The sequence below is a fragment of the Rhodopirellula sp. UH5 genome, assembly GCF_056839225.1.
This window is the reverse complement of the sequence record NZ_CM166390.1, coordinates 3,026,831-3,047,472: the sequence shown is the minus strand read 5'-3', so window position 1 is coordinate 3,047,472 and position 20,642 is coordinate 3,026,831. Positions and strand designations below refer to the sequence as shown.

Here is a 20,642-nt window from a genome sequence, read left to right as displayed (position 1 = left end):
GCTAGTATCCCGATGCAGCAGTCTCTCTTCGAGTTCTTCGGCAAGCCAATCGAATGGAGTTCCTCCATCAAGAACCACCAACCGCAGCCGTTGGTGGTTCTTTTTTTTGGGGGGGACTTGGCCAATCAACCGAAGCAAACGTCCGTCAGCTACCAATGGCACCGTTCGTTTCGAATTTCCCTCCGTTGGCCAAATCGTCTTCGCGGTCAAATCAGCCTGTGATTCCCAGGCCGGTCATAGTGCCCGTGCTGGTGGCGAACTGGTCCACCTCCATGCCGTGCTGCTGCAACAGTGAGACGTAGAAGTTGGGCAGGGGGTAGTTGTTCTTGCGGTCAAATTCCAAGTGACCGCCATGCTTGAACCCGCCACCCGCGATCAGCACCGGCATGTTTCGGTTGTCGTGGTTGGAAGAGTTGCCGAGGTTGCTGGTCAAGAACACGGTGGTGTCATCGAGCAGGTTGCCGTGTGCATCACCATGCTGAGCGAGCCCACGAAGGAAATCGCCCCATTGGCCGATCAGGGCTTCTTCAACCAAAGCCAGTTGCTCCAACTTGGTTTCGTCGCGGCCGTGATGGCTGAGTGAGTGGTAGCCTTCCTCGACGCCTTCGACCGGGACCACTCCGCCGCTGCCGGGAAGGTGCAGCGTCACGTAGCGTGTCGAATCCGTTTCCATCGCCAGTGATACGACATCGCACATGGTTTTCATGCGACCGATCAAGTCGTTGGGATTGCGGATGTCGATGGGGGCAGTGGCGTCCACCGCTGGTTTGGGCAATTCGGCCCACTTCTGAGATTGCTGCATGCGTTGTTCGAGTTGACGAACGCTGGTGAAGTAGGCGTCCAAGCGGTCGCGGTCGCCGCTTCCCAGGTCGCGCTGCAGCGATTTGGCATCTTCGGCAACGATGTCCATGATGCTGCGTCCCTGACGCACTCGATCGGCTTGTTTCGCTCGTTCCGCGGGCGAGTTGTCCACGAACAGTTCCGCGAAAAGTTGCGAAGCCGACGTGATTGGCGGGATCATCGCGCCGCTCTCGGTGTAACAGGGGCTGGTCGAACCTCCCGTGCTGCAGACCAGCGATGGGAACCGCGTTGCATGGCCTTTGTGCTTGGCGAGGTACTGGTCGATCGAGATCGTGTTGTTCACCGCGCCGGAGGACCCCATCGGCGTCGCGGTCAAGATGCTGGCTTCGGCGCGATGGCCTCCGTTGACGCCGGGGTGCGATGAACCGGACACGACGGTCACTTTCTCGCGCAGGTCTTGCAGGGATTTCAGATAGCGAGAGGGTTGATAGTTCATCCCAGCGCCTTCGGGAGCCAGGTTTTCGGGCACCAAACCCAGGCCGACGGTCATGGCCACAAATCGTTTGGATCGGCCGGATCCTTCGCCACTGTCACTGGCCGCCAACGCGGGACGCATGGCGGACAGAAATGGCAATCCCATCGCGACGCCCGAGCCACGCAACAGGGTGCGGCGTTTCAGGGGGCTTCGTGAATGAAGGTTGCTGCGTTTCATGATCGATTCTCGAAGGCGGGGGTGAGTGGAGGGAGAAGCGGCATCGGATGCGGCGTGGTGGCAACTTGGGTGGGGTCACTTGGAAAGGAACAAGTCGCTGTGGATGACTTCGTCCAGCAAGGATCGAAAACCAAATTCGTCGTCGCGCGTGTTCGCAACAATCTCTTCGATGCGATCACGATCGGCAAACTGAATGGTTTGGCCGGTGGCGTAGGTGGTGAAGTGCGACGCGAGATTGGCGGCCAAGCGTTCATCGCGTTCGGCGATCAAACCACGGAAAGCGACGAACGAATCGAAGGTGGCTCCATCGGGCATCGCAAAGCTGGGGTCGACGTCGGCACCAGCTTTGTAGGCGTTGCCACGTTTTTGCATGTAGCGATCACGCCAACGACCTCCCGCGTCGAAGTTTTCGAGGGCAAAGCCGGGTGGATCGATGTTTTGGTGACAGGCGGCACAGGACGCGTCGGCTTGGTGTTTGGCCAGCAGTTCGCGAATGGTTTTGGCACCTCGAATGTCAGGCTCGACGGCGGGAACGTTTTCGGGGGGAGAGGGGATTTCGATTCCCAAGATCCGTTCCGACACCCAAATGCCCCGCAGAACCGGCGAGGTGTCGTTGCCTGCCGCGGTGACTTTGAGGATCGAACCATGGCTGAGAAGTCCACCGCGAGGCGACGCCGGATCGACGCGAACGAGTTTCATTTGGTCGTTCAGGTCAGCAATGTCAGCTTCCGATTCGGTCAGTCCGTAGTACCGAGCCAAGCGAGAATTGAGGTAGGTGTAGTCAGCACCGACCAGTTCACGAACAGGGCGGTCTTCGTCGAGTAGTCGCTGGAGGAAATGATGGGTTTCCGCCAGCATGGCGGCTTGAACGCTCGGGTCAAAGTCACGGAACAATCGTCGGTCTGGTTCCGTGAAATCAATGTCGATGAGATCCAACCACTGATCCGAAAAATCGACCAGGAAACGTTGCCCGCGACGTGTTTGCAGCAAGCGATCGGTTTGGCGTCGGAGTTCTCCTTCGCGGCGAAGCAGGCCTTGGTCCGCGGCGGCTCGGAGCTCTTCGTCGGGCATGGAGCCAGTCAGGAAATAGCTCAGCCGCGAGGCAATCGCCCAATCGTCCAAACGCCCCGATTCGTCGGCGAATTCGGTCAGGTACAGAAAACGCGGTGAGCACAGCACGGCGCGGTACCCGGCTCGCAAGGCCTCGATGAACGTCGCGCCGCTTTGGCGTTCTGCTTCGGCGAGTTGCAGGATGGACTCGATGGAGGCAGCATCGACCGGGCGACGGAAGGCGAGGTCCGCGAATCGTGTGATCGCGGCTCGCAGTTCATTGCGATCGCGTTTTTCCGTGAACTTCTCGACGTTGACTTCTGATCGCTGGAGTGTGCGGTTGTAGCGAAGTGGAAGTGTCCCCAGCAGTCGCTCGCGAGACTCTTTGCGGTCGCCTCCGGGGTAGATGCGTTTCATCTTCAGCGAATGCATTGCCACGCCGGGAAGGTCCTGGTCTTCGCCCTCTCCGAAACCGACTTGGCCGCCTTGGAAGCGTCCTTGTTTGAGCGTTCGGTCGGCGGGGCGAACTTCCAGCATGTGGCCCTTTGGCAGCCAAGCCTGGTAAGTCATGGTTTGTGGTTCGGCCTCGGCTTCGAAACTGCCGATCCAGGACAGCAACGGAGCACCTGAGTTGCATTCGCCGCTTCGCACGCTGCACCAGATGCCGTGATCCTGGGGGGGCTTCAGCCCCGAGGCGGTCAGGGTGATTTCGTACCAGCCATCTTCGGGCACGCGAGTCGACGAGATTCGGCCGTAGAAGATCATGCCGGACGACCAAATGACCGCCAGTCCCTTTCTCATCTCGGGGTCTCGGTTGCGGCGGCCCTTGGGTTTGTTGGCAATTTTCTCGGGAGGCATGTCCAGCGTCCACTCCGAGGCGGGTTGGAGTGTTTTGGCAAACGCAGCGTCGAGCGCCGCGTCGACGACTCTCAAGTGTGTGTTCAGCTGGAAGTGGGACATGGATTGTGCCGACGCCAGGTGGACGTAGCCACCGACGCGTTGTTCGGGCGGCATCAGGCCATCGAGCGGCAGTTCGACCCTCAGCAAGTCCTGCAGCGTCCGCGAGAGTTGTTCGTTGCTGAGCCGCCGGCCTCGAACGCGACCTTCTTGGCGTTGCTGATTGAGTTGATAGGTTCGCAAACGATCTCGAAGCGGTTCGGTGAAATCGCGGACCGTTTCGGGATCCAGTTCGACATCTTCTGGCGGAGGCATCACGCCACTTTGGACTCGGTCGTGAATCACGACCCAGCGTTCCAGGGAGGCGGCGTTGGTCAGGTCCGGCGAAACGGAGTGAATGTCAAAACCGCCTTCCCCGTCGGGGCCATCGTGGCAGTCGATGCATTGAGCCTGCAGGAATTCGACCGAATCGGCGGAGATCAGGCGGTCGGTCTGCGAGGCCGGACTGGCCGCAATTGCGGGACGGCCGACAGCAAGTGCAAGGCAGGCAAAGCAAGCGAGGCCTGCAGCCAGCCGAAAGGGCGAGATCGATAGCATGAACCGGGCACGCAATGTTGGGAGGGGAGAAAGGCGGGACGTCTTGGTTGCAGATGAAATGCCAGCGGGCTTGAGGAGCCGCAGCAGACATTTCAGAGCAAGTTGGACGCGTTCCCTGATTATAACGAATGATGGACTCGAAATGAGCGAATTTTGCCGCTCAAATTGTCGACGGAAGAAGGGATTCGCGGACGGGATCGCGGCGGCGAACCATTTTGCGTTTTGGGCGTAGCAAGGTTTTGCTTCTCTTCTTGTTCCACCCATTCTGAATTGCGCGAGATTTCATGTCGGCGACGATCGGACTCGTGCTCGTGGCCGCTGGGTTGGCGGCGATTTTCAGTTGGTTGGTTCTGTTTCCGATCCGAAAATTTGCGGCTCAGCTTGGATTGCTGGATCGTCCCGGTGGTCACAGCAGTCACACCGTGCCAACGCCGCTGGGCGGTGGATTGGGGATTTACTTCGGAATCTTGGGGACGGTAGCGCTGGCGACGTTGGCCGCGGCGCTGTTGCACGATCCCGAGGCGGTGCCCGCTTGGATCACGTCGCTTCGTGAGCTGACTTCGCCCGCGATTGTGCCGGCGGGATGGTGGGATGCCGCGATGCTGCACGCACCCGGTGTCTGGTCTCGTTGCGGCGATGTGTGGTGGTTGATCTTGGCCGGAACGATCTTGGTCGCTTTGGGGCTGGCGGATGACCGGTTTGGTTTGCCCGTCGGATTTCGATTGGGCGTTCAGTTCGGAATCGCTGCGGCGGTCGTGTGGGGATTGAACATCGAGCTGTCGTTGTTCATCGACGGTGGCTGGCTGACCAAGTTGTTGTCGGTGGTCTGGATCGTCGCCGTGATCAACTCGTTCAACATGCTCGACAACATGGACATGTTGTCCTCGGGAGTGGCTGCCATCATTGCCATCTCGATGGCGCTCGTGATGTTGACCATTCCGGATCCGGGCACGGATCGGCCGCAGTTGTTGGTCGCGTCGCTGTTGTTGGTTGTGGCGGGGGCGTTGATTGGATTTCTGTTCCACAATCGTCCCCCGGCGAGGATCTTCATGGGCGACGGCGGCAGTTACTTGGTCGGTTTCTTGATCGCGGTCGGCATGTTGATGGCAACGTTTGCGGCGGGGGATTCTGGCGACGGGGCCGTTGCAGGTTGGGTGGGCAGTCGGCCTCACGCGGTCTTGGCCCCTCTGTGTGCGATGGCGGTTCCGCTCTACGACATGACCACCGTGATCTGGATCCGAATCCGACAAGGACGCAGCCCGTTCCAAGGCGACCACAGCCACTTGTCTCACCGATTGGTGGACCTGGGGCTGTCAAGAACGGGGGCGGTTGCAACCATTCATTTGATCACCGCGACGTGTGGGCTCTCGGCGTTGTTGTTGGCGCACGTCGGTGTTTGGCAAGCGATCGCGGTGCTGGGCATTGTGATGTGTTTGCTGACGCTGGTTGGCATCTTGGAATCCACGCAGTGGCGGCGGCCGGACAAGTGAACCAGAAACGAAAGGCCGGCCCACCCAAAACGGCTTCTCAGAAAGCGAGCTGGTCAAACCAAGCGGACGACCGGGAAGCAGCTCGCGAATCGTCAGGCAGTTCCTCTGCGGTTTCGGACCGGGCGACGCTGGAATCCTTCGGAACAAAGGGAATGACGTCGGTCGTGCTGGGGATGCTTGCCGCCCTGATGATGTGGGCGTTTTACCATCCATCGGATTCGACCGAGGTGGAACAGGGAGGTGCCTTGGGGTGGTGCTTGGCAACGTTGTTGATCGCGGTGGCGATGCAGTTGTTCTGCGTTGGGCGATCCTTTTTGGTTGCCCAAGCCGAGCGTGGTTCACGAGACCGAGCCGATCGAGCAGGCGATTGGCTGGTCGATGGAATCGTGTGCTTGCTGGCTGGTTGGATCGGGTACGCGGCGGTCGCCCAGTTGAATGTGCCAATGAGTTCATGGGAGGGAACTGAGACGATCGGCGGTGACTGGCGAGCGGCCAGCAACGAAGCATGGGTGTGGATCGCTGGTGCGGTTTGGTTCGTCGGTTTGCGGCGTTGGCTGAGTGGACCGCAGGCTCGATCCTCGATCGGCGAACTTCGGGGCAACCAGTTGGCGTTGCTGGGATTGGTCGTGGTCGGCGCAGTGTTGCTGGCAGCGCACGCTTTGCATCAGGTTCATGTGTCCTTGCCGCAAACCTTGCGGGAATACAAGGCGGATCCAGAGCGAGTGTTGGCGGAAGTGGGAATCAATGCCCCGGAAGGTTCCAACGCTCGGATGATCTTTGAGAACCGTCTGCGTGACGGTGGCCCGACGGCAACGTTTGCGTTGGCCAACACCCTGGCGGGTTTGCTTGCGATGGCGATGGTGGTCGTGATCGCGGTTTTGCTTCCGGTTCTTGGGAACACCTTCCCGAAAACGGTCTCTCGATTGAGAGTCAGAAGTGAACGTTCAACTGCACAACCTGAGACAACATCGCGTCCGTCGATTGCGGTGGCGATTGGTTTGTTGTTGGTCGCAGCGATCTTGTGCTTGGCTCTCAAGGACACGCAGAGCCGTGCAGGTGTGTTGTCCGTGTTGATCGTTGGCGGCTGCGTGTTGCTGGATTTCGCTTGGTCGACTGCGCGAGGAAGGCGGTGCGTGACGGCATTGTCGTTGGCGATCTCCGCCGTGTTTGTGGCGATGCCTTTAGCGGCCAGAGGCTGGTTCGGAACGGGCTGGATCTCTGCATTGCCCGAATCAGTGCGATACCGTTTTCAATACTGGGAAGCCACTTGGCGAATGGTCGAGTTCTCCCCGTGGACCGGTGCTGGACCGGGCAACTATCAACAGGCCTACCATCGTTTTCGATTGCCTGAATCGCATGAGATCATCGCGGACCCGCACCATTTCGTTTGCGAAACTCTGGGGGCAGGCGGATTCCCAGCGGGACTTCTGTTGGTCGGGCTGTTGGCGGTGGGGGCTTGGTTGTTCTGGCGAGCCGAACATGGCACGAACGAATCCATGCCACTCGACTGGTCTGCTGAGCCGAAGGCGTCTGGACCGTTGCGGGCAGCTGGATCTCATGCAGGCTTCGTTCGGTGGAGCGTTCCGGTGGGGGCGGGGATTGGTGGATTGGCGGTCTGGATCCTGGGGATTCGCAACCATGACCTGCCCGATTTCGACGCTCACCTGATCGCGATTCCGATCGCCTGTGCCGCTGGTTGGCTGTGGTGGTTTCGATTGCCGGACGAAAGTTCAGCGACCGATCCGGGCTGGGATGTTCGTCGGATTGCCGCGTTTGCGTTGATGGCAGGATGCATGCACCTCAGCTTTTCGGGCGGATGGACGGTGCCGGGAATCGCCGTGGTGCTGTGGACGTTGGCGGCGATGGTCACCTCCTCGGGGCATTCCTTTTGTTTGTCCGGGCCCTTCAGTATTTCACGGGCGGAGGATTCGCTCACCAACGATTCCCGGCTGCGGGTGCCGGATGGACGCACTGGATTTCGGGTGCGATGGAGGGTGGTCGGGAGCGCGATGGTGGTGGGATTGGCTGCGGTGACGATGTGGATGGTTTCGTATCAACCTGTCACGGATTCGCGGCGTTGGATGGCGGAGGCTCAGATTCAGATTCGTCGAGGCAATCTGGTCGGCGGGGAGAAACTCTGCCAGCGAGCAATGGAGGCGGACCGGCACGCGTTTGATCCCGCCATTTTCCGTTTGCACGTGATCGAACAAGCTTGGTTGCAGCGGTTTGCTGCGAATCCGTCTTCGGTGGGGATGAGCCCACGATTCGAGGAGGCTTTGGAAAATGCGATCCAGCGAGCCGGAAACGATCCCTCGCGATTGCAAGCGATCGGCGAATTGGTGCTGCACCGATATCAAGTCGGTGGGGAGGCAGAGGCACTGGCTCAGGCCAAAATGATTTATGATCGGTGCCAAAGGCTCAGCCCCTGGCATCAAGCGATCGCGGCGCAACGAGCTTTGATCGCCGAAGCCGAGGGGGCTCCTGAGGAAACGGTTCGTGAATTAGCTGAGAAAGCCATTGAATTGGCGGAAACCGGCGGGGTGGTCACGCGTCAGCTCTCGTTGCAATGGATTTTGGTGGTCCGGCCAATGGGGCGATCCGCGATCCAGCAACCCGTCCGCCAATCGGCTCAAGTGGCCATGGATGCCCTGCGGTTGTAGTGGCAGCAACGGCTTGGCAATGAGCCGCGTTTTACGATTCACGACACTTGGCAGTGAACCAAGTGCGGGTGTCTGGCGTAACCCAGCGGTGATTCTGGTTTTTTCTTTTCTCGTCGTCGTTTTGCCATGAAAACGTTGCTCGCTTGCTTGATCGTTGCCGGAATCGGCGCTGCGATCGCCTACAACATCAATGAATCCAACTACGGCCATTACGAGGCTCACTTTGGGCCCATCGATTACGAGGGGAAAACGACGGCGGCCAACGCGATGGCGTCGCTGAAGAAAGAATGGAGCGAAGATGTTCCCAAGGTCGAATTGCCGGACGGCAACGAGCACGACTTCGGAATCATGCAGCCCGAAGAAGAGGGGGAGCACACGTTCACCGTCGTGAATGTGGGCGATGCGCCGCTGACTTTGAAGATCGGGGCTTCGACTTGCAAATGCACCGTCGGCACTCTGGAAAACGAGAGTTTGGCTCCCGGCGAAAAAACCGAAGTCAAAATGTCGTGGACGGTGAAGACCAATGAGACCACGTTTGGACAGTCGGCCGAACTTCGCACCAATGACCCCACGCAAGTCGCGATTCGTTTCGAGATCACCGGGAAGGTTGTTCGCCAGGTGCAATTGGTGCCCGAAACGTTGACTTTCAAGGAAGTTGCCTCCGGCGAGCCCATTGAATTGGAGTTGAAGGTTTACAGCTACATGAGCGACGAGATTGAATTGGACCAGCCCAAATTCAGCAGCGACGAAATGAACGAGCTGGCTAAGTTTGAAGTCACGCCGCTTGAAATTGATGACGAAGAGCACGCCGAAGCCACCCAGGCTTTCCTGGTCAAAGCTTCCATCGCACCCGGTTTGGAACAGGGTTCCGTGAGCCAAAACTTGGTGATGCCGTTCCACAAGGTTGGAGCAATCGCCGATGCATCAGCCAACGGCGAATCGGAACTCAACGAAGATGACGAGTCTGCGGAGTCGATCGTCGCGGCGGTGACGGGCCGGATCGTCGGTGTGCTGAGCATGTTGGAAAGCACCAAGCTGACCGGGGTCTCCGGCGGCGGGTACATCTATGACTTTGGGAAAATCACCGAGCCAGGGCCGCAAAAGGCCAAGGCGTTTGTGGTCTTGAAAGGACCGGAACGTGACAAGACGAAGCTGTCGATCGGAGAAGTCACTCCCGAAGGTGTCGTGGAAGCCAAGCTGAATGACCCCATCCAAAATGGTTCCATGTCGTTGTATAGCCTTGAGTTCACCTTGACCCCTGGTGACGAAAAAATCGATCGATTGGGCATGAACCGAGAAGACTACGGATTGGTCACGATTGTGTCCGATAACCCCAACGTGCCTTCCATGAAATTACGCCTGAAATTTTCGCTGCCGGCGCGTTAAGATAAACGGGTCGCGTAACCAAGGGGACCATGACGATGTCGTCGCTGCGATCGAATCTAACCATCCATGACGACCGTGGTCCCCTCTGCGTTGGACGTGAATTGTCGGGAAAAGACTCTTTCAACGCAGCTGATCAGGCCCAGATGAAATCGCCACGCCCCTTTTTCAACAGTTTGTCGACCTCGATTGGGGCTTCGATGATCGCTTCTGTGAAACGTTCTCGTTGGTCCTGTTGGATGGCCGTTCTGGGGGCTTCCGCGATCACAGTGGTGGGGTGTTATTCGCCCGCGCCGCTGGCGAAACAATCTGAGAAAGATGAGATCACTTCACTGTCGCCACCCGAATTGGTGGCGGTTGAACCGGTCGCGGTTGATTCCGTGGCGGACTACCGAGGGCGAGTTCAACTGCCTTCGGATGACTGGCGTTTCGCTCGCCAGCAACCACTTTCTTTCGCGACGTCGGCTGCCTTGGACGTCACTCGTGAGGACGCGGAATCGGTGGATCCAACTGGTGGCTGGTCCGGTGACGAACTGACCTGGACGGTCGAAACCGATGAGGAATCGGTTGCCAAGGAATCGCCGGTGCCTGCCAAAGTTGCGACCGGCAAATTCGATGGCGAAATGGACCTGAGCCAAATCGATCCTGCGGAAGACACTCAGTCAGAAAAGTCGGCTTCGGATCTGGGCAAGGTTGAAATCGTGCCGAGGCCCATGGCTCGCAAGGAGATCGAAGCGGAAATCGTGCCGACCCCGCTGGGCCTGCCGGAGAATCATCGTTCAGCGGTCGCGAAAAACGCGGGGGCTAACACCGCACGTCGGTTGGAAGTTCCCGCAGCGGATCTGTCGGACTCGCCCATGGATCGGATCGCACCTGAAAAGATCGTGGCCAAACGTCCGCTCAGCGAGGCGGAGAGCTCCGAGGCGGAGCGATTGAGTTTCCCTGAGGAAGCCACGACCGCTTTCCAATTGACGGGACCCGATGCTCCAATCATCGACACTTTGATTGATGCGGAATCGGTTGGCGGTGGTCAAGAACCGGAGGACTACAACACTTGGCCCGCGCCCTCGCTGACGCTGTTCGTGACCGGTCAACAACACGGTTACATCGAGCCATGCGGTTGCACGGGGCTGGAAAATCAAAAGGGCGGTGTCGCTCGGCGAATGACGTTCCTGAACCAGCTGCGTGAGAAAGGATGGGAAATGGCACCCATCGACGCCGGGAACTTGGTCCGTCGCTACGGTCGCCAATCGGAAATCAAATTTCACCGTTCACTCGAAGCCCTTCGCAAGATGGGCTACGTCTCGGTTGGCCTGGGACCTGACGACGTTCGTTTGAGCGTGAATGATTTGATCCAAGAGGCGTCGCCTGGCGATCCGGAAGAAGCGATTTATGTGTCGGCCAACGTGATCCCGTTCGACCGTTCGTTGATGCCATCACACCGCGTCGTTCGCAGAGGCGGCATGACGTTGGGCGTCACAACGATTCTGGATCCAGATTCGTTGGAAACCAAACTCAGCGATGACATTCAACTGACGGCCTTGGTGGATGCGGCAAAAGAAGCTTTGGCAGCGATTCAGAGAGAGGATCCGGATTACACGGTGCTGACGTTTTATGGCGAGGAAAAGAACGCCCAGGAGTTGGTGCGTGCGGTTCCTGGTTTCGACCTGGTCGTGATTGCTGGTGGCTACGGCGAGCCGACTTATCAGCCACAGGCGATCGAGGGCACGGAAACCAAGTCGATTTTGACTGGTGACAAAGGCATGTACGCGGGGCTGGTGGGTTTGTATCCCGAGGGACCGATTCGCTACGCCCGTGTGCCGTTGTCTCACGAATTTGACGACGCTCCTGAGATGCGAGCGTTGATGAAGGATTACCAGTTCCAACTTCGCGATCTGGGCTTCAGCAACTTGGGGCTCAAGCCCATTCAGCATCCCTCCGGCGGTCAATTTGTTGGTTCGGAAGCGTGTGGCAAGTGTCACACGACCGCCTTTGACATCTGGGAAGGGTCGGCTCACTTCGAGGCCACCGAGCACTTGGTCAACCCAGGCGAACGCGGTGATGTTTCTCGCCACTTCGATCCCGAGTGCATTTCATGCCACGTGACCGGATGGAACCCACAAGGTTACTACCCATACGTTTCCGGCTACTTGGACTTGGAAGCCAGTTCCCATTTGCATGGCAACGGTTGCGAGAACTGCCACGGTCCCGGTGGGGCTCACACGAAAGCGGAAGCAGCCGACAGTGGCGTCAGCGACGAAGAGAAGACTCGTCTGCGGGACGCGATGAAGTTGCCGCTGGAGGAGGCTCGCGAATCGTGCATGAAGTGCCACGATTTGGACAACAGTCCCGACTTCCACGCAGAGGGCGCTTTCGACGACTACTGGGCCGAGATCGAGCACTACGGGGTCGACTGATCGTGGAGCAAGAAGACCAAAGCGATTGAAGGCATTCCCCTGCCGCAAACCTCGTAGGCCAGGTCCTACCTGGGTTGGTTCGTCGCGGGGAAAGATTGCTCTTGTGATCGTGCTTGGATCACGCCTCGCTTTGTTCCAAAGCATTGGCTGGTTGCCAGGTGAGACCTGGCCTACGTCGCTTGGCCACTGGAGTGGCCAGGATGTTAAGCAGGTACGCATGAGTCATCGGGTATGTGAACCGTTGGCGTTCGCCACGGTTTTCACGCACAACCGGGGCTAACGCCCAAACGGCTCACATGGTTGTGCGTGGTCATTCCTGCCGACCTGCTTAGTGTGGTCCCTCGCTGACGCGTTCGGGTTGTGAGGTGGGTTGGTCAGGCCGCGACGGTTTCCAGTTTGGCTGAATCGGAACGGTTGTCAGTGGCAGCGTTCGAATCTTTGTCTTCGAGCAACCCATCGCACATCCGGTAGCAACGATCAGCCGTTTCCGCGATCGAGTCATCGTGAGTGATCATCACGATCGTCAGATTGTCTGCTTGATTCAGTTCGCGAAGCAAGCTCAGGATCGTGGCTCCGGTTTCGGTGTCCAGGTTGCCTGTCGGCTCATCAGCCAGCAACAGTTTGGGGTTGGACATCAAGGATCGTGCGATGGCCACGCGTTGCATTTCACCGCCTGACATCTCAGACGGTTGGTGATGACTGCGGTCCAGCAATCCAACTCGATCCAGCATCGCTTCGGCGCGAAGTCGCAGTGACTTTCGATCGCGGAGGTAACCCAGAACACTGCGACGAATCATGGCGGGGGCCAACACGTTTTCAATCGCGGACAGTTCCGGCAGCAAGTGATAGAACTGAAAGATGATGCCAATCTGGGAATTGCGATACTGATCGCGACGGGCGCGGCTTTGGTTGTCGATGCGTGAGCCATCAAACCACACCTCTCCCGAATCGGGTTGATCGAGCGTTGCCAGCAAGTGCATCAACGTGCTCTTGCCGCTGCCGCTGCGTCCGACGAGTGCGGACATTTCACCTGCCGCAAAACCAACGTCGATGCCGCGCAGAATGGGCAGTTCGATTTTGTCCTTGTGGTAACTCTTGCGAATCCCGCGGGCTTCCAGCAGCAGTTCAGGCGAGGAATGCATGGATTGAATCGTTGGTCGAAGGAGGGGATGGGGAGAGGTTGGGAACAGCAGCGAACGGGCGGTCCGTCTGACGTGATGTGAATCACTCGAATCGCAGGGCAGCCACCGGATGCATGCGAGCGGCACGGATCGCGGGCAGAACGCTGGCGGTGGTCGCGATCGCGATCGCACCCGCCATCACCCAAGCCAACGTGAATGGGTTGAGGATCGTGGGGATCTCGGTGAAGTAATAAACCGTGGGGTCAAAGACTTCTTGCCCCGTGATTTTCTCAATCACCGCGGCGACGTCATTGATGTTGTGAACAAACACGATCCCACCGATCAGACCGACGCCGCTGCCGACGATGCCCAGCAACAGGCCGTAGCTGAGGAAGATGCTCATCACACCACTGCCGCTGGCACCAAGTGCTTTGAGCGTTCCGATGTCGCGTGTTTTTTCAACCACGATCATGAAGAAGGTGGCGAGGATGCCAAATCCAGCCACAGCAATGATCAAGAACAACAGGATGTTCAAGATCGTTGTTTCCAAGCGAACGGCGGCCAACAATGGGCCCTGCATGTCACGCCAAGTTTGGATGCTGTAGGCATATGTGTCGGGTGGGAAACGCAAACGCAGAGCATCGCGTACGGCGTTCAGGTCCGCTCCTTCAATCAGTTTCAGTTGGATCGTGGTGATGCTGGTGGTGCCTGAGATCGGATCGATCATCCCGCGAAAATCTTGCAGTTGATCCAGACGCACGAAAGCAAACGTGCTGTCGTATTCGCTCATCCCGGATTCATACATGTCCACCACGGTGAACTTTTGGTTGACGACTTTGGGTTTGTCGGAGGCATTGGGGAACATCAGGCGAACGTCGTCGCCGGGGCGGCAATAGTAGTGATCGCGAACGTTGCCATCCGCGTCGCGTGACTTGTTGCTGCAGGTTGAGATTCCCAGGATGATGCCGGGGTACTGGTCGGCTTCGGGATCGAAATAGACGGGTGCTTCGCCGGAACCTTCTTCCCGAATTCCTTCGGGCACAATCGTGCCAATCGAAGGCCCGTCAAACCCGAACGAGGGACCGTCGGATTCGACCAACTCTGTGTTTTCGAGTTGTGGTTTGCCGCTGGCCAGGCGTGCCGCTTCTCGGCTCAGGTCTTCGATGCGTTTGCGTTCGGTTTCCCAGGCTTTTTCCATCCGCGCGTGATCGCGGCGGTACTTCCATCCGGAGTGAGGGAATCCCTCGCGAGCTTCTTCGTAGCCGTCTTCACGCAAGTCAAACGAAACCGCGGTTTGGTTTTCGGGGTGCAGGAGATAGCGGCCGAAGTGGCTGACGTTGTCATACGTTTTCGCGTCGATGCCGACGAGGTTGACGTGATGCGTGATCAGTTGGCCGTTGAAATCGATGCCGAGCATGCTGGGGACATGGACGCTGACCGAGGATCCTGCGATCTGGTCACCGACGATTCGGTTGATTTCCTCCAAGTGGGCATCGGGGTCGGGCATGCCTCCGGACGCGTGGCATTCGATGACGATGTCCGAGGCCAGCCCGTGCAGTCGCTCGTGCATTTCCGCAGAGAAACCAGCCATCACGCTGTTGACGACAATCAGAGTGGCCACGCCCAGCGTGACGCTGATGATCGAAGCCAAGGCGATGTAGCGGGTTCGCAAATAGCGAAAACAAAGCAGCAGTCGGTACATCCGAGTTCCTTCCCAGGGGGCGATCAAAAGGATGATCGGTTCGCGCGATCGGTACGGTCCTTCGTCCCAGGGGGTGTTTGTAGCGGTCCGAGGGAAACCGCGACAACGTCAATCTGGCGAAGTCGGCTCAAGTCCAACGTTCGAAATGCCGACACCCGACGCCCCGCGTCCAATGCGGTCGATGGAAATCGGAATTGCCGTCAAAACCGTTTCGGCGGAAGAGACAGAACACCAGAAAACCCGTGGGGAAGCCGCGAAGCCGTCTTTTCAAGCCTGCCGGATTCGCCTACATTCTCGCCCTCTCGAAACTCAATTTCGAGCGGCGGCATAGCTCAGCTGGTTAGAGCAGCGGAATCATAATCCGCGTGTCGGGGGTTCGAGTCCCTCTGCCGCTACTTTTAGGCCATCTCGGCCGAGACAATCCAAGCCAAACCCCGTGAATCGCGGCGTTTGGCTTTTTTTGTGCGCTCGCGTCTCTGAGGGCTGGCATTGATTGCTCTGGAGCCAGCGAGTGATTAGCTTCCGTCACGGGGCGGCTCCCCGACGGATGACAAAGCCGTGTATTGAGACACTTCGATCGATCAATTCTGCCTCTCCGGAACTCAAATGAAGTCTTTTGCGTTTGTGGCTGTCGCTTCTGTCTGGCTCTTGCTTTCGGAATGTCCTGCACAGGTTTTGGCTGGCGAGGGCGTTGCCGCGGCGCAGGCGAACCCCGGGACGGCAACGAGTCGACAACCCAATGTCATCTTGATCTTGGCGGACGACCTCGCGATCGGTGACTTGGCGGGCGGCGATGGCGAGCGGACAAGGACGCCGAATCTGGATCGGTTCGCCAAGCAGTCGGTGCAGTTTTCGCAGGCTTACAGTGGTTCTTGTGTTTGTGCACCTGCGCGAGCAGCGTTGCTGACGGGACGGTATCCCCACCGCACCGGCGTGGTGACGCTGAACATGAACAAGTACCCCAAGATGACCCGCCTGCGGCGTGATGAAACGACGATCGCCGATGTCTTGGGCGAGGCTGGCTACGCGACCGGTTTGGTTGGCAAGTGGCACACCGGACGAGGCGACGGGTTTCATCCACTCGACCGCGGCTTCGATGATTTCGAGGGCTTCTTTGGTTCCGACGACGTCCACTATTTCAAGTATCCATTCTCGCAGCAGCGAACGATCAGCGACGTGGAAGATCAGTATCTGACCGATGATCTGACTCGCCGAGCGATCGATTTTGTGCACCGACACCAGGAGCATCCGTTTTTCCTGCACCTGGCGCACTACGCACCGCACCGTCCGTTGGAGGCGCCGCCTGAAATCATCGCACGTTATCTTGACCAGGGATTCAATGAATCGACGGCGACGATCTATGCCATGATCGAGGTGATGGATCGAGGGATTGGCGAACTGCTCGCCGAGTTGGAAGGTTTGGGCCTGGCCGACAACACGATTGTCATCTTTGCGAGTGACAACGGCCCCGACCCGGTGACGGGTGAGCGATTCAATCATGAGTTGCGAGGCACGAAGTATCAAGTCGATGAGGGCGGCATCCGCGTGCCCTTGTTCATTCGTTGGGCGAATCGGTTCACGCCGGGCCAGCGAGATCAGATGGTCACGTTTGTGGATCTGATGCCAACGATCTTGGATCTTTGCCGCGTCCAGGTGCCCACGAACAACCAAGTGGATGGGGAGAGTTTTGTGCCGGTGCTGAACAATGCCTCGGCGAGTCGTTCCACCACGCGGTTTTGGCAATGGAATCGGGCGCATCCGAACTACACCCACAACGCGGCGGTTCGCCGGGGCCAATTCAAACTCGTGCGACCCTTTGTGACTCGCAGTGCAAAGCTGAAGGATTCAACTGAGCCGGAGGTCCTCTACGATCTGCAAAACGATCCGACCGAATCTCGTGATGTGACGGACAAGCACCCCGACGTCGCGCGGCAACTCAGCCGTGAACTCAAGCAGTGGAGCGATAGTGTCGAGCGGGATCGAGTCCGTTCCAAAGCGATCCCTGCGGATACCAAGTAGTTTCGCCGAGTCGTTTCCATCTCGCTCAATCGCTGTCGCGTTTTTTCGTGGCGGCTGTCAGCGACAAACGTGGAGGCGGGCGAGTTACAATCGCTCCTTTTAGGTGGCGCCGACCGCATCCTTGCGGACTGCTCTGTGCGAGCTGAACTGGGTCTGGGGGTGATGACGCGGGATTCGTCGTGATGAAGAAGTGGAAGGCGGGCAATCCAAATGAACCTGACTTGCCAAGCAGTTTGCAACCCGTCGCACCCATTTGGCTTTCCGATGACAACGTTTCCCATTTTCGAAGTCGATCGCGATCTTGCTCGCAACCTGGAACAGCTTGGCACCAAACGGAAGTTCTGGTTCAGACGTCCGGGAGAATCGACGGAGTGGTTGTTCAAGGCGGAGGAACGCAATACCGGGGAGGACTGGGCCGAAAGAATTGCCTGTGAACTTTGTGAGCTACTCGGCATTCCGCACGTTCACTACGAGTTGGCGGTAGAGGTGCCGACGAAGACTCCTGGCGTCATCTGTCCCAACATCGCTGACGCACCCAAACGGCTGGATCTCGGAAATCAATTGCTCAGCGAGTATGACGAGACTTACCCAAGAGATGACGGCGAGAAATACGGGGTGCGACAGCACACGATTGAAGCGGTCGCAAACGCGGCACAAAAACTCGACCTTCCAGACCATTCGTTCTGCCGAGATCTCCCTTCCGGCGTGCGGTCGGCGGTCGATGTCTTTTGTGGATATTTGATGCTGGATGTGTTGATCGCCAACCAGGATCGGCATCATCAAAACTGGGGAGCGATCCGCGCACGGCAGGCGTCGCTCGCCCCGACATTTGATCACGGCGCGGCACTCGCCCGAAACGAACCCGAGGAGAAACGGAAGCGTCGTCTTTATGGCCCCGATCCGCGATACAACGTCGAGAATTTCGCGACAAAAGCCCGATCCTCGCTGTACGGTCGCGAAACCGACGAACGGGTGTTGGGTACACTGGACGCCTTCGTGGCGTTTGCGGAACGATGTCCTGTTGCGGCCTCGGCTTGGCGTGAGCGACTGCGTTTGGTAACGAGAGAAGAGCTCGAGTCGATCGCGAGCCGCGTTCCTGCCACTCGAATGACCGATGTGGCTCGCAATTTCACGGTCGAATTATTGCTGATCAATCAACGACGAATTTTGGAGACGGACTTTTCCTGATGAATCCTCGTTTATATGTCGCTTGGCGAGCCGAGACACTCAATCCGGTCTGGGGACCGGTTGGACGATTGTCGCAGTCAAGTGGCGTGTACTCGTTTTGCTACACGCGGGGGGCGATGACGCTGCCGGGGTTTGAACCATTCAGCGGGATGGAGGATCTGAGCCGCGTCTACGAATCGCGAAGACTGTTTCCGTTGTTCGAGAATCGATTGTTGCCCAAGTCGCGACCGGAGTACCGGAAGTATTTGCACTGGAGCGGATTTGATCCCGACGACCCGCCACAACCGTTGGTGTTATTAGGCCGCACCGAAGGACGCAAGCAGACCGATTCGGTCGAGGTGTTCCCGCAACCGGTTCCCGATTCGCACGGGTGTTACGTCAATTACTTTTTCGCTCATGGCGTTCGCTATCATTTGCCCAACGCCGCACCGGTGCTCGACAACCTGCATATCGGCGATCGTGTGACGCTGCGGCCGCAACCGCAGAATCCGAACGACGCCAATGCAGTGGCCATTTCCGTGGGCGAAACACCGCTGGGCTACGTCCCGAAGTATCTGGCTGCGGACGTTGGACGACTGATTCGAGAATGTCCGGAGACGACAATCAAGCTGACGGTCGAGCGAATCAACCCGGACGCTCCGACCCAACAACGATTGCTGTGCCGATTGGACGCATGCTGGCCGCCGGGTTTTCAGCCATGTCAGGATGACACCTTCCAGCCGTTGGTGGACGGTTGCAAGGTCTGACGCATGATCGCTCCGAGATTTTATTTCGACGCAACCGACGCTGATTTGGGTTAAGCGACGGCCCGTGGCCCGGACATCGCTCCAGAGGACTTGCACAGGATCGAGTCCGTTCCAAAGCGATCCCTGCGGATACCAAGTCGTTTCGCCCAGTCGTTGCCATCTGGCTCAATCGCTGTCGCGTTTTTTCGTGGCGGCTGCCAGCAACAAAGCGGGGGCGGACGAGTTACAATCTCTCCTTTTTAGGGGATGCCGACCACACCTTGCGGGCTGTTTTGTTTGAGCTGAACGGGGGCTTGGGTGGCGGACGAGCGATTCGTGGTGATGGAGACGAAGATGGCGGGCAATCCAAATGAAACTGACTTGCCAAGCAGTTTGGGGACACGTAGGCGACGATCTGGGCTGCTGAAGAGTCTGATCGTTTGGTTGGTGGCAGGTGGTTGCTTGGCGAGTTTCTCGAGGGCCGTGCAAGCGGACTATGCGATTTATCAGATCCCGGGAACGGACGCGGGTTTGTTGTTGGAAGGCAAGACGAACTACAACCCGGGCGGCACGGTCACGTTTCGTCATCCACGCGGGTCGCTGTATTTCAACGCTCGTGATTTGAAGGTGATTCAAACGCCAACCCGGCAGACCATCTTCCAACGCAAGTCGGGGAAGATCCTCCGCGAGAAGACGGTCGACAACTATATCCAGTTGGCCCAGTGGGCGCTTCAGCATGGGATGCTGAAGGAGTGCAAGTCATTGCTGAGTGATGCTTGGAAGCTGGATCCGACCGATGTCAAAATTAAAAAATTGGCGTCTTTGATGGTGCACATCAATCGGGCTGTTCCCAATGATTCCGCCAGCGAAGCTCACGTTCGAAACCTGATTGGTGGGAGTCGGATGGAGATGTCGCGGAGCAGGCACTTTGCATTGTTCCACGACCCTCAAACCGAAAAGGATGCGGTGACCAAGATGACTCGGGCGGAGATGCGTCTGGAGTTGTTGGAGAAAGTCTACGAGTCGTACTTTTTGACGTTTGCCCTGCGTGGTTTTTATTTGAAACCGCCAAGCGAACCGCTCAACGCGGTCTTGTTCTCGCAGCACAAGGATTTCTTGTTGATGGAACGACGGCTTGAAATGGGGCTCAAGCAGGTCGCTGGTTTTTATCTCCCCGACGAAAATATCTCGTTCTTCTACGACTCCGGGACCAGCGAGGTCTTTCGGTATCTCATTGAGTTGACGGACGAACTGAATGAATTGAAAGAGCAGGCCCGGCGGACTCGCAGTCCCAACGCTGCCAACATCATTCGGCTTGCCAACACGGTTTCGTTGCTGGTTGATATCGAACACGAGAGCGAGGATGTGGCGACGGTTTCCCACGAGGCGGTTCACCATTTGGCGGCCAACACGGGGCTGTTCCCACGCGACGGGGTGTTCATTCGTTGGGTCCACGAAGGTTTGGCGTCGTACTTTGAATCGTCCAAGTTGGCGGTGTGGAGCGGCGTCGGCGTCGTCGATGAAAGTCGGATCAGTTACTACCGTGCCTTGGAAGGCGACACGATTCGCGGCAGTGTGGAGTTCATCGTTTCGGACCTGGGGTTCCTCGTCGAGACGGCGCTCGGAGATCAATTGCCCGCGTACGGACAGGCTTGGGCGCTGACGCATTATTTGTTCACGGAACGATTCGATGAATTGATTCAGTTCTATGGCAAGTCGCGGAAGATTCCCGCTGACACTCCGCCGAAGGAAAAAGCCATCAAGTTGGTGGAGCTCTTCGGTGAGTGCTTTGGCGATCAAGTCACATTGGAATTGGAGTGGCGACGCTACATGCGAACTCTGAAGACGGACATGGAACAATTGGCGGAGGAGTTGTGAGC

The 20,642-nt window shown here is 57.9% G+C and carries 12 protein-coding genes and 1 tRNA gene; 9 read left to right on the top strand and 4 right to left on the bottom strand.

Annotated features, from left to right (window positions below; translation table 11 throughout):
- Positions 1 to 211: 211 nt before the first annotated feature.
- Together UH5x_RS10840 and UH5x_RS10835 are read right to left on the bottom strand one after the other, a co-directional pair.
- Positions 212 to 1,513, bottom strand: coding sequence for a DUF1552 domain-containing protein (locus tag UH5x_RS10840; protein ID WP_482635667.1), 1,302 nt, complete (start codon positions 1,511 to 1,513; stop codon positions 212 to 214).
- 75 nt (positions 1,514 to 1,588) lie between these two features.
- Positions 1,589 to 4,057, bottom strand: a complete 2,469-nt coding sequence (locus tag UH5x_RS10835) for a DUF1592 domain-containing protein (RefSeq protein WP_047815478.1) — start codon at positions 4,055 to 4,057, stop codon at positions 1,589 to 1,591.
- A 284-nt stretch (positions 4,058 to 4,341) separates the two neighbouring features.
- On the opposite strand from UH5x_RS10835, the gene UH5x_RS10830 reads away from it, so the two are divergent.
- The 4 genes from UH5x_RS10830 (at position 4,342) to UH5x_RS10815 (ending at position 12,007) form a co-directional block, all read left to right on the top strand.
- Positions 4,342 to 5,547 carry an MraY family glycosyltransferase gene (locus UH5x_RS10830; RefSeq protein WP_482635666.1) on the top strand — a complete coding sequence of 402 codons (1,206 nt, stop codon included), beginning with the start codon at positions 4,342 to 4,344 and terminating at the stop codon, positions 5,545 to 5,547.
- A 152-nt stretch (positions 5,548 to 5,699) separates the two neighbouring features.
- Positions 5,700 to 8,207: an O-antigen ligase family protein gene (locus UH5x_RS10825; RefSeq protein WP_482635665.1), complete on the top strand. Its 2,508-nt coding sequence runs from the start codon at positions 5,700 to 5,702 to the stop codon at positions 8,205 to 8,207.
- A gap of 126 nt (positions 8,208 to 8,333) precedes the next feature.
- Positions 8,334 to 9,593: a DUF1573 domain-containing protein gene (locus UH5x_RS10820; RefSeq protein WP_482635664.1), complete on the top strand. Its 1,260-nt coding sequence runs from the start codon at positions 8,334 to 8,336 to the stop codon at positions 9,591 to 9,593.
- A gap of 209 nt (positions 9,594 to 9,802) precedes the next feature.
- The gene (locus UH5x_RS10815) at positions 9,803 to 12,007 is read left to right on the top strand and encodes a multiheme c-type cytochrome (protein WP_482635663.1); all 2,205 of its coding nucleotides are present in this window, start codon (positions 9,803 to 9,805) and stop codon (positions 12,005 to 12,007) included.
- Positions 12,008 to 12,381: 374 nt separating this feature from the next.
- Here the strand turns inward: UH5x_RS10815 and UH5x_RS10810 are convergent, their stop codons facing one another.
- Positions 12,382 to 13,149 (bottom strand): ABC transporter ATP-binding protein, encoded by a 768-nt coding sequence (locus tag UH5x_RS10810; RefSeq protein ID WP_047815482.1) that lies wholly within the window; start codon positions 13,147 to 13,149, stop codon positions 12,382 to 12,384.
- A gap of 82 nt (positions 13,150 to 13,231) precedes the next feature.
- Positions 13,232 to 14,830 carry an ABC transporter permease gene (locus UH5x_RS10805; RefSeq protein WP_482635662.1) on the bottom strand — a complete coding sequence of 533 codons (1,599 nt, stop codon included), beginning with the start codon at positions 14,828 to 14,830 and terminating at the stop codon, positions 13,232 to 13,234.
- 321 nt (positions 14,831 to 15,151) lie between these two features.
- On the opposite strand from UH5x_RS10805, the gene UH5x_RS10800 reads away from it, so the two are divergent.
- The 5 genes from UH5x_RS10800 to UH5x_RS10780 all read left to right on the top strand — a co-directional run bounded on the left by UH5x_RS10800 (position 15,152) and on the right by UH5x_RS10780 (position 20,640).
- A tRNA-Met gene (locus UH5x_RS10800) sits at positions 15,152 to 15,225 on the top strand.
- A 211-nt stretch (positions 15,226 to 15,436) separates the two neighbouring features.
- Complete coding sequence (locus tag UH5x_RS10795) at positions 15,437 to 16,849, top strand: arylsulfatase (RefSeq protein ID WP_482635661.1); 1,413 nt, start codon at positions 15,437 to 15,439, stop codon at positions 16,847 to 16,849.
- Between the two features lie 264 nt (positions 16,850 to 17,113).
- Positions 17,114 to 18,037 (top strand): HipA domain-containing protein, encoded by a 924-nt coding sequence (locus UH5x_RS10790; protein WP_047815603.1) that lies wholly within the window; start codon positions 17,114 to 17,116, stop codon positions 18,035 to 18,037.
- Positions 18,037 to 18,783 carry an HIRAN domain-containing protein gene (locus UH5x_RS10785; protein WP_083435014.1) on the top strand — a complete coding sequence of 249 codons (747 nt, stop codon included), beginning with the start codon at positions 18,037 to 18,039 and terminating at the stop codon, positions 18,781 to 18,783. Before UH5x_RS10790 ends, UH5x_RS10785 begins: the two co-directional genes overlap by 1 nt.
- 333 nt (positions 18,784 to 19,116) lie before the next feature.
- Complete coding sequence (locus UH5x_RS10780) at positions 19,117 to 20,640, top strand: DUF1570 domain-containing protein (RefSeq protein ID WP_482635960.1); 1,524 nt, start codon at positions 19,117 to 19,119, stop codon at positions 20,638 to 20,640.
- Positions 20,641 to 20,642: the final 2 nt, after the last annotated feature.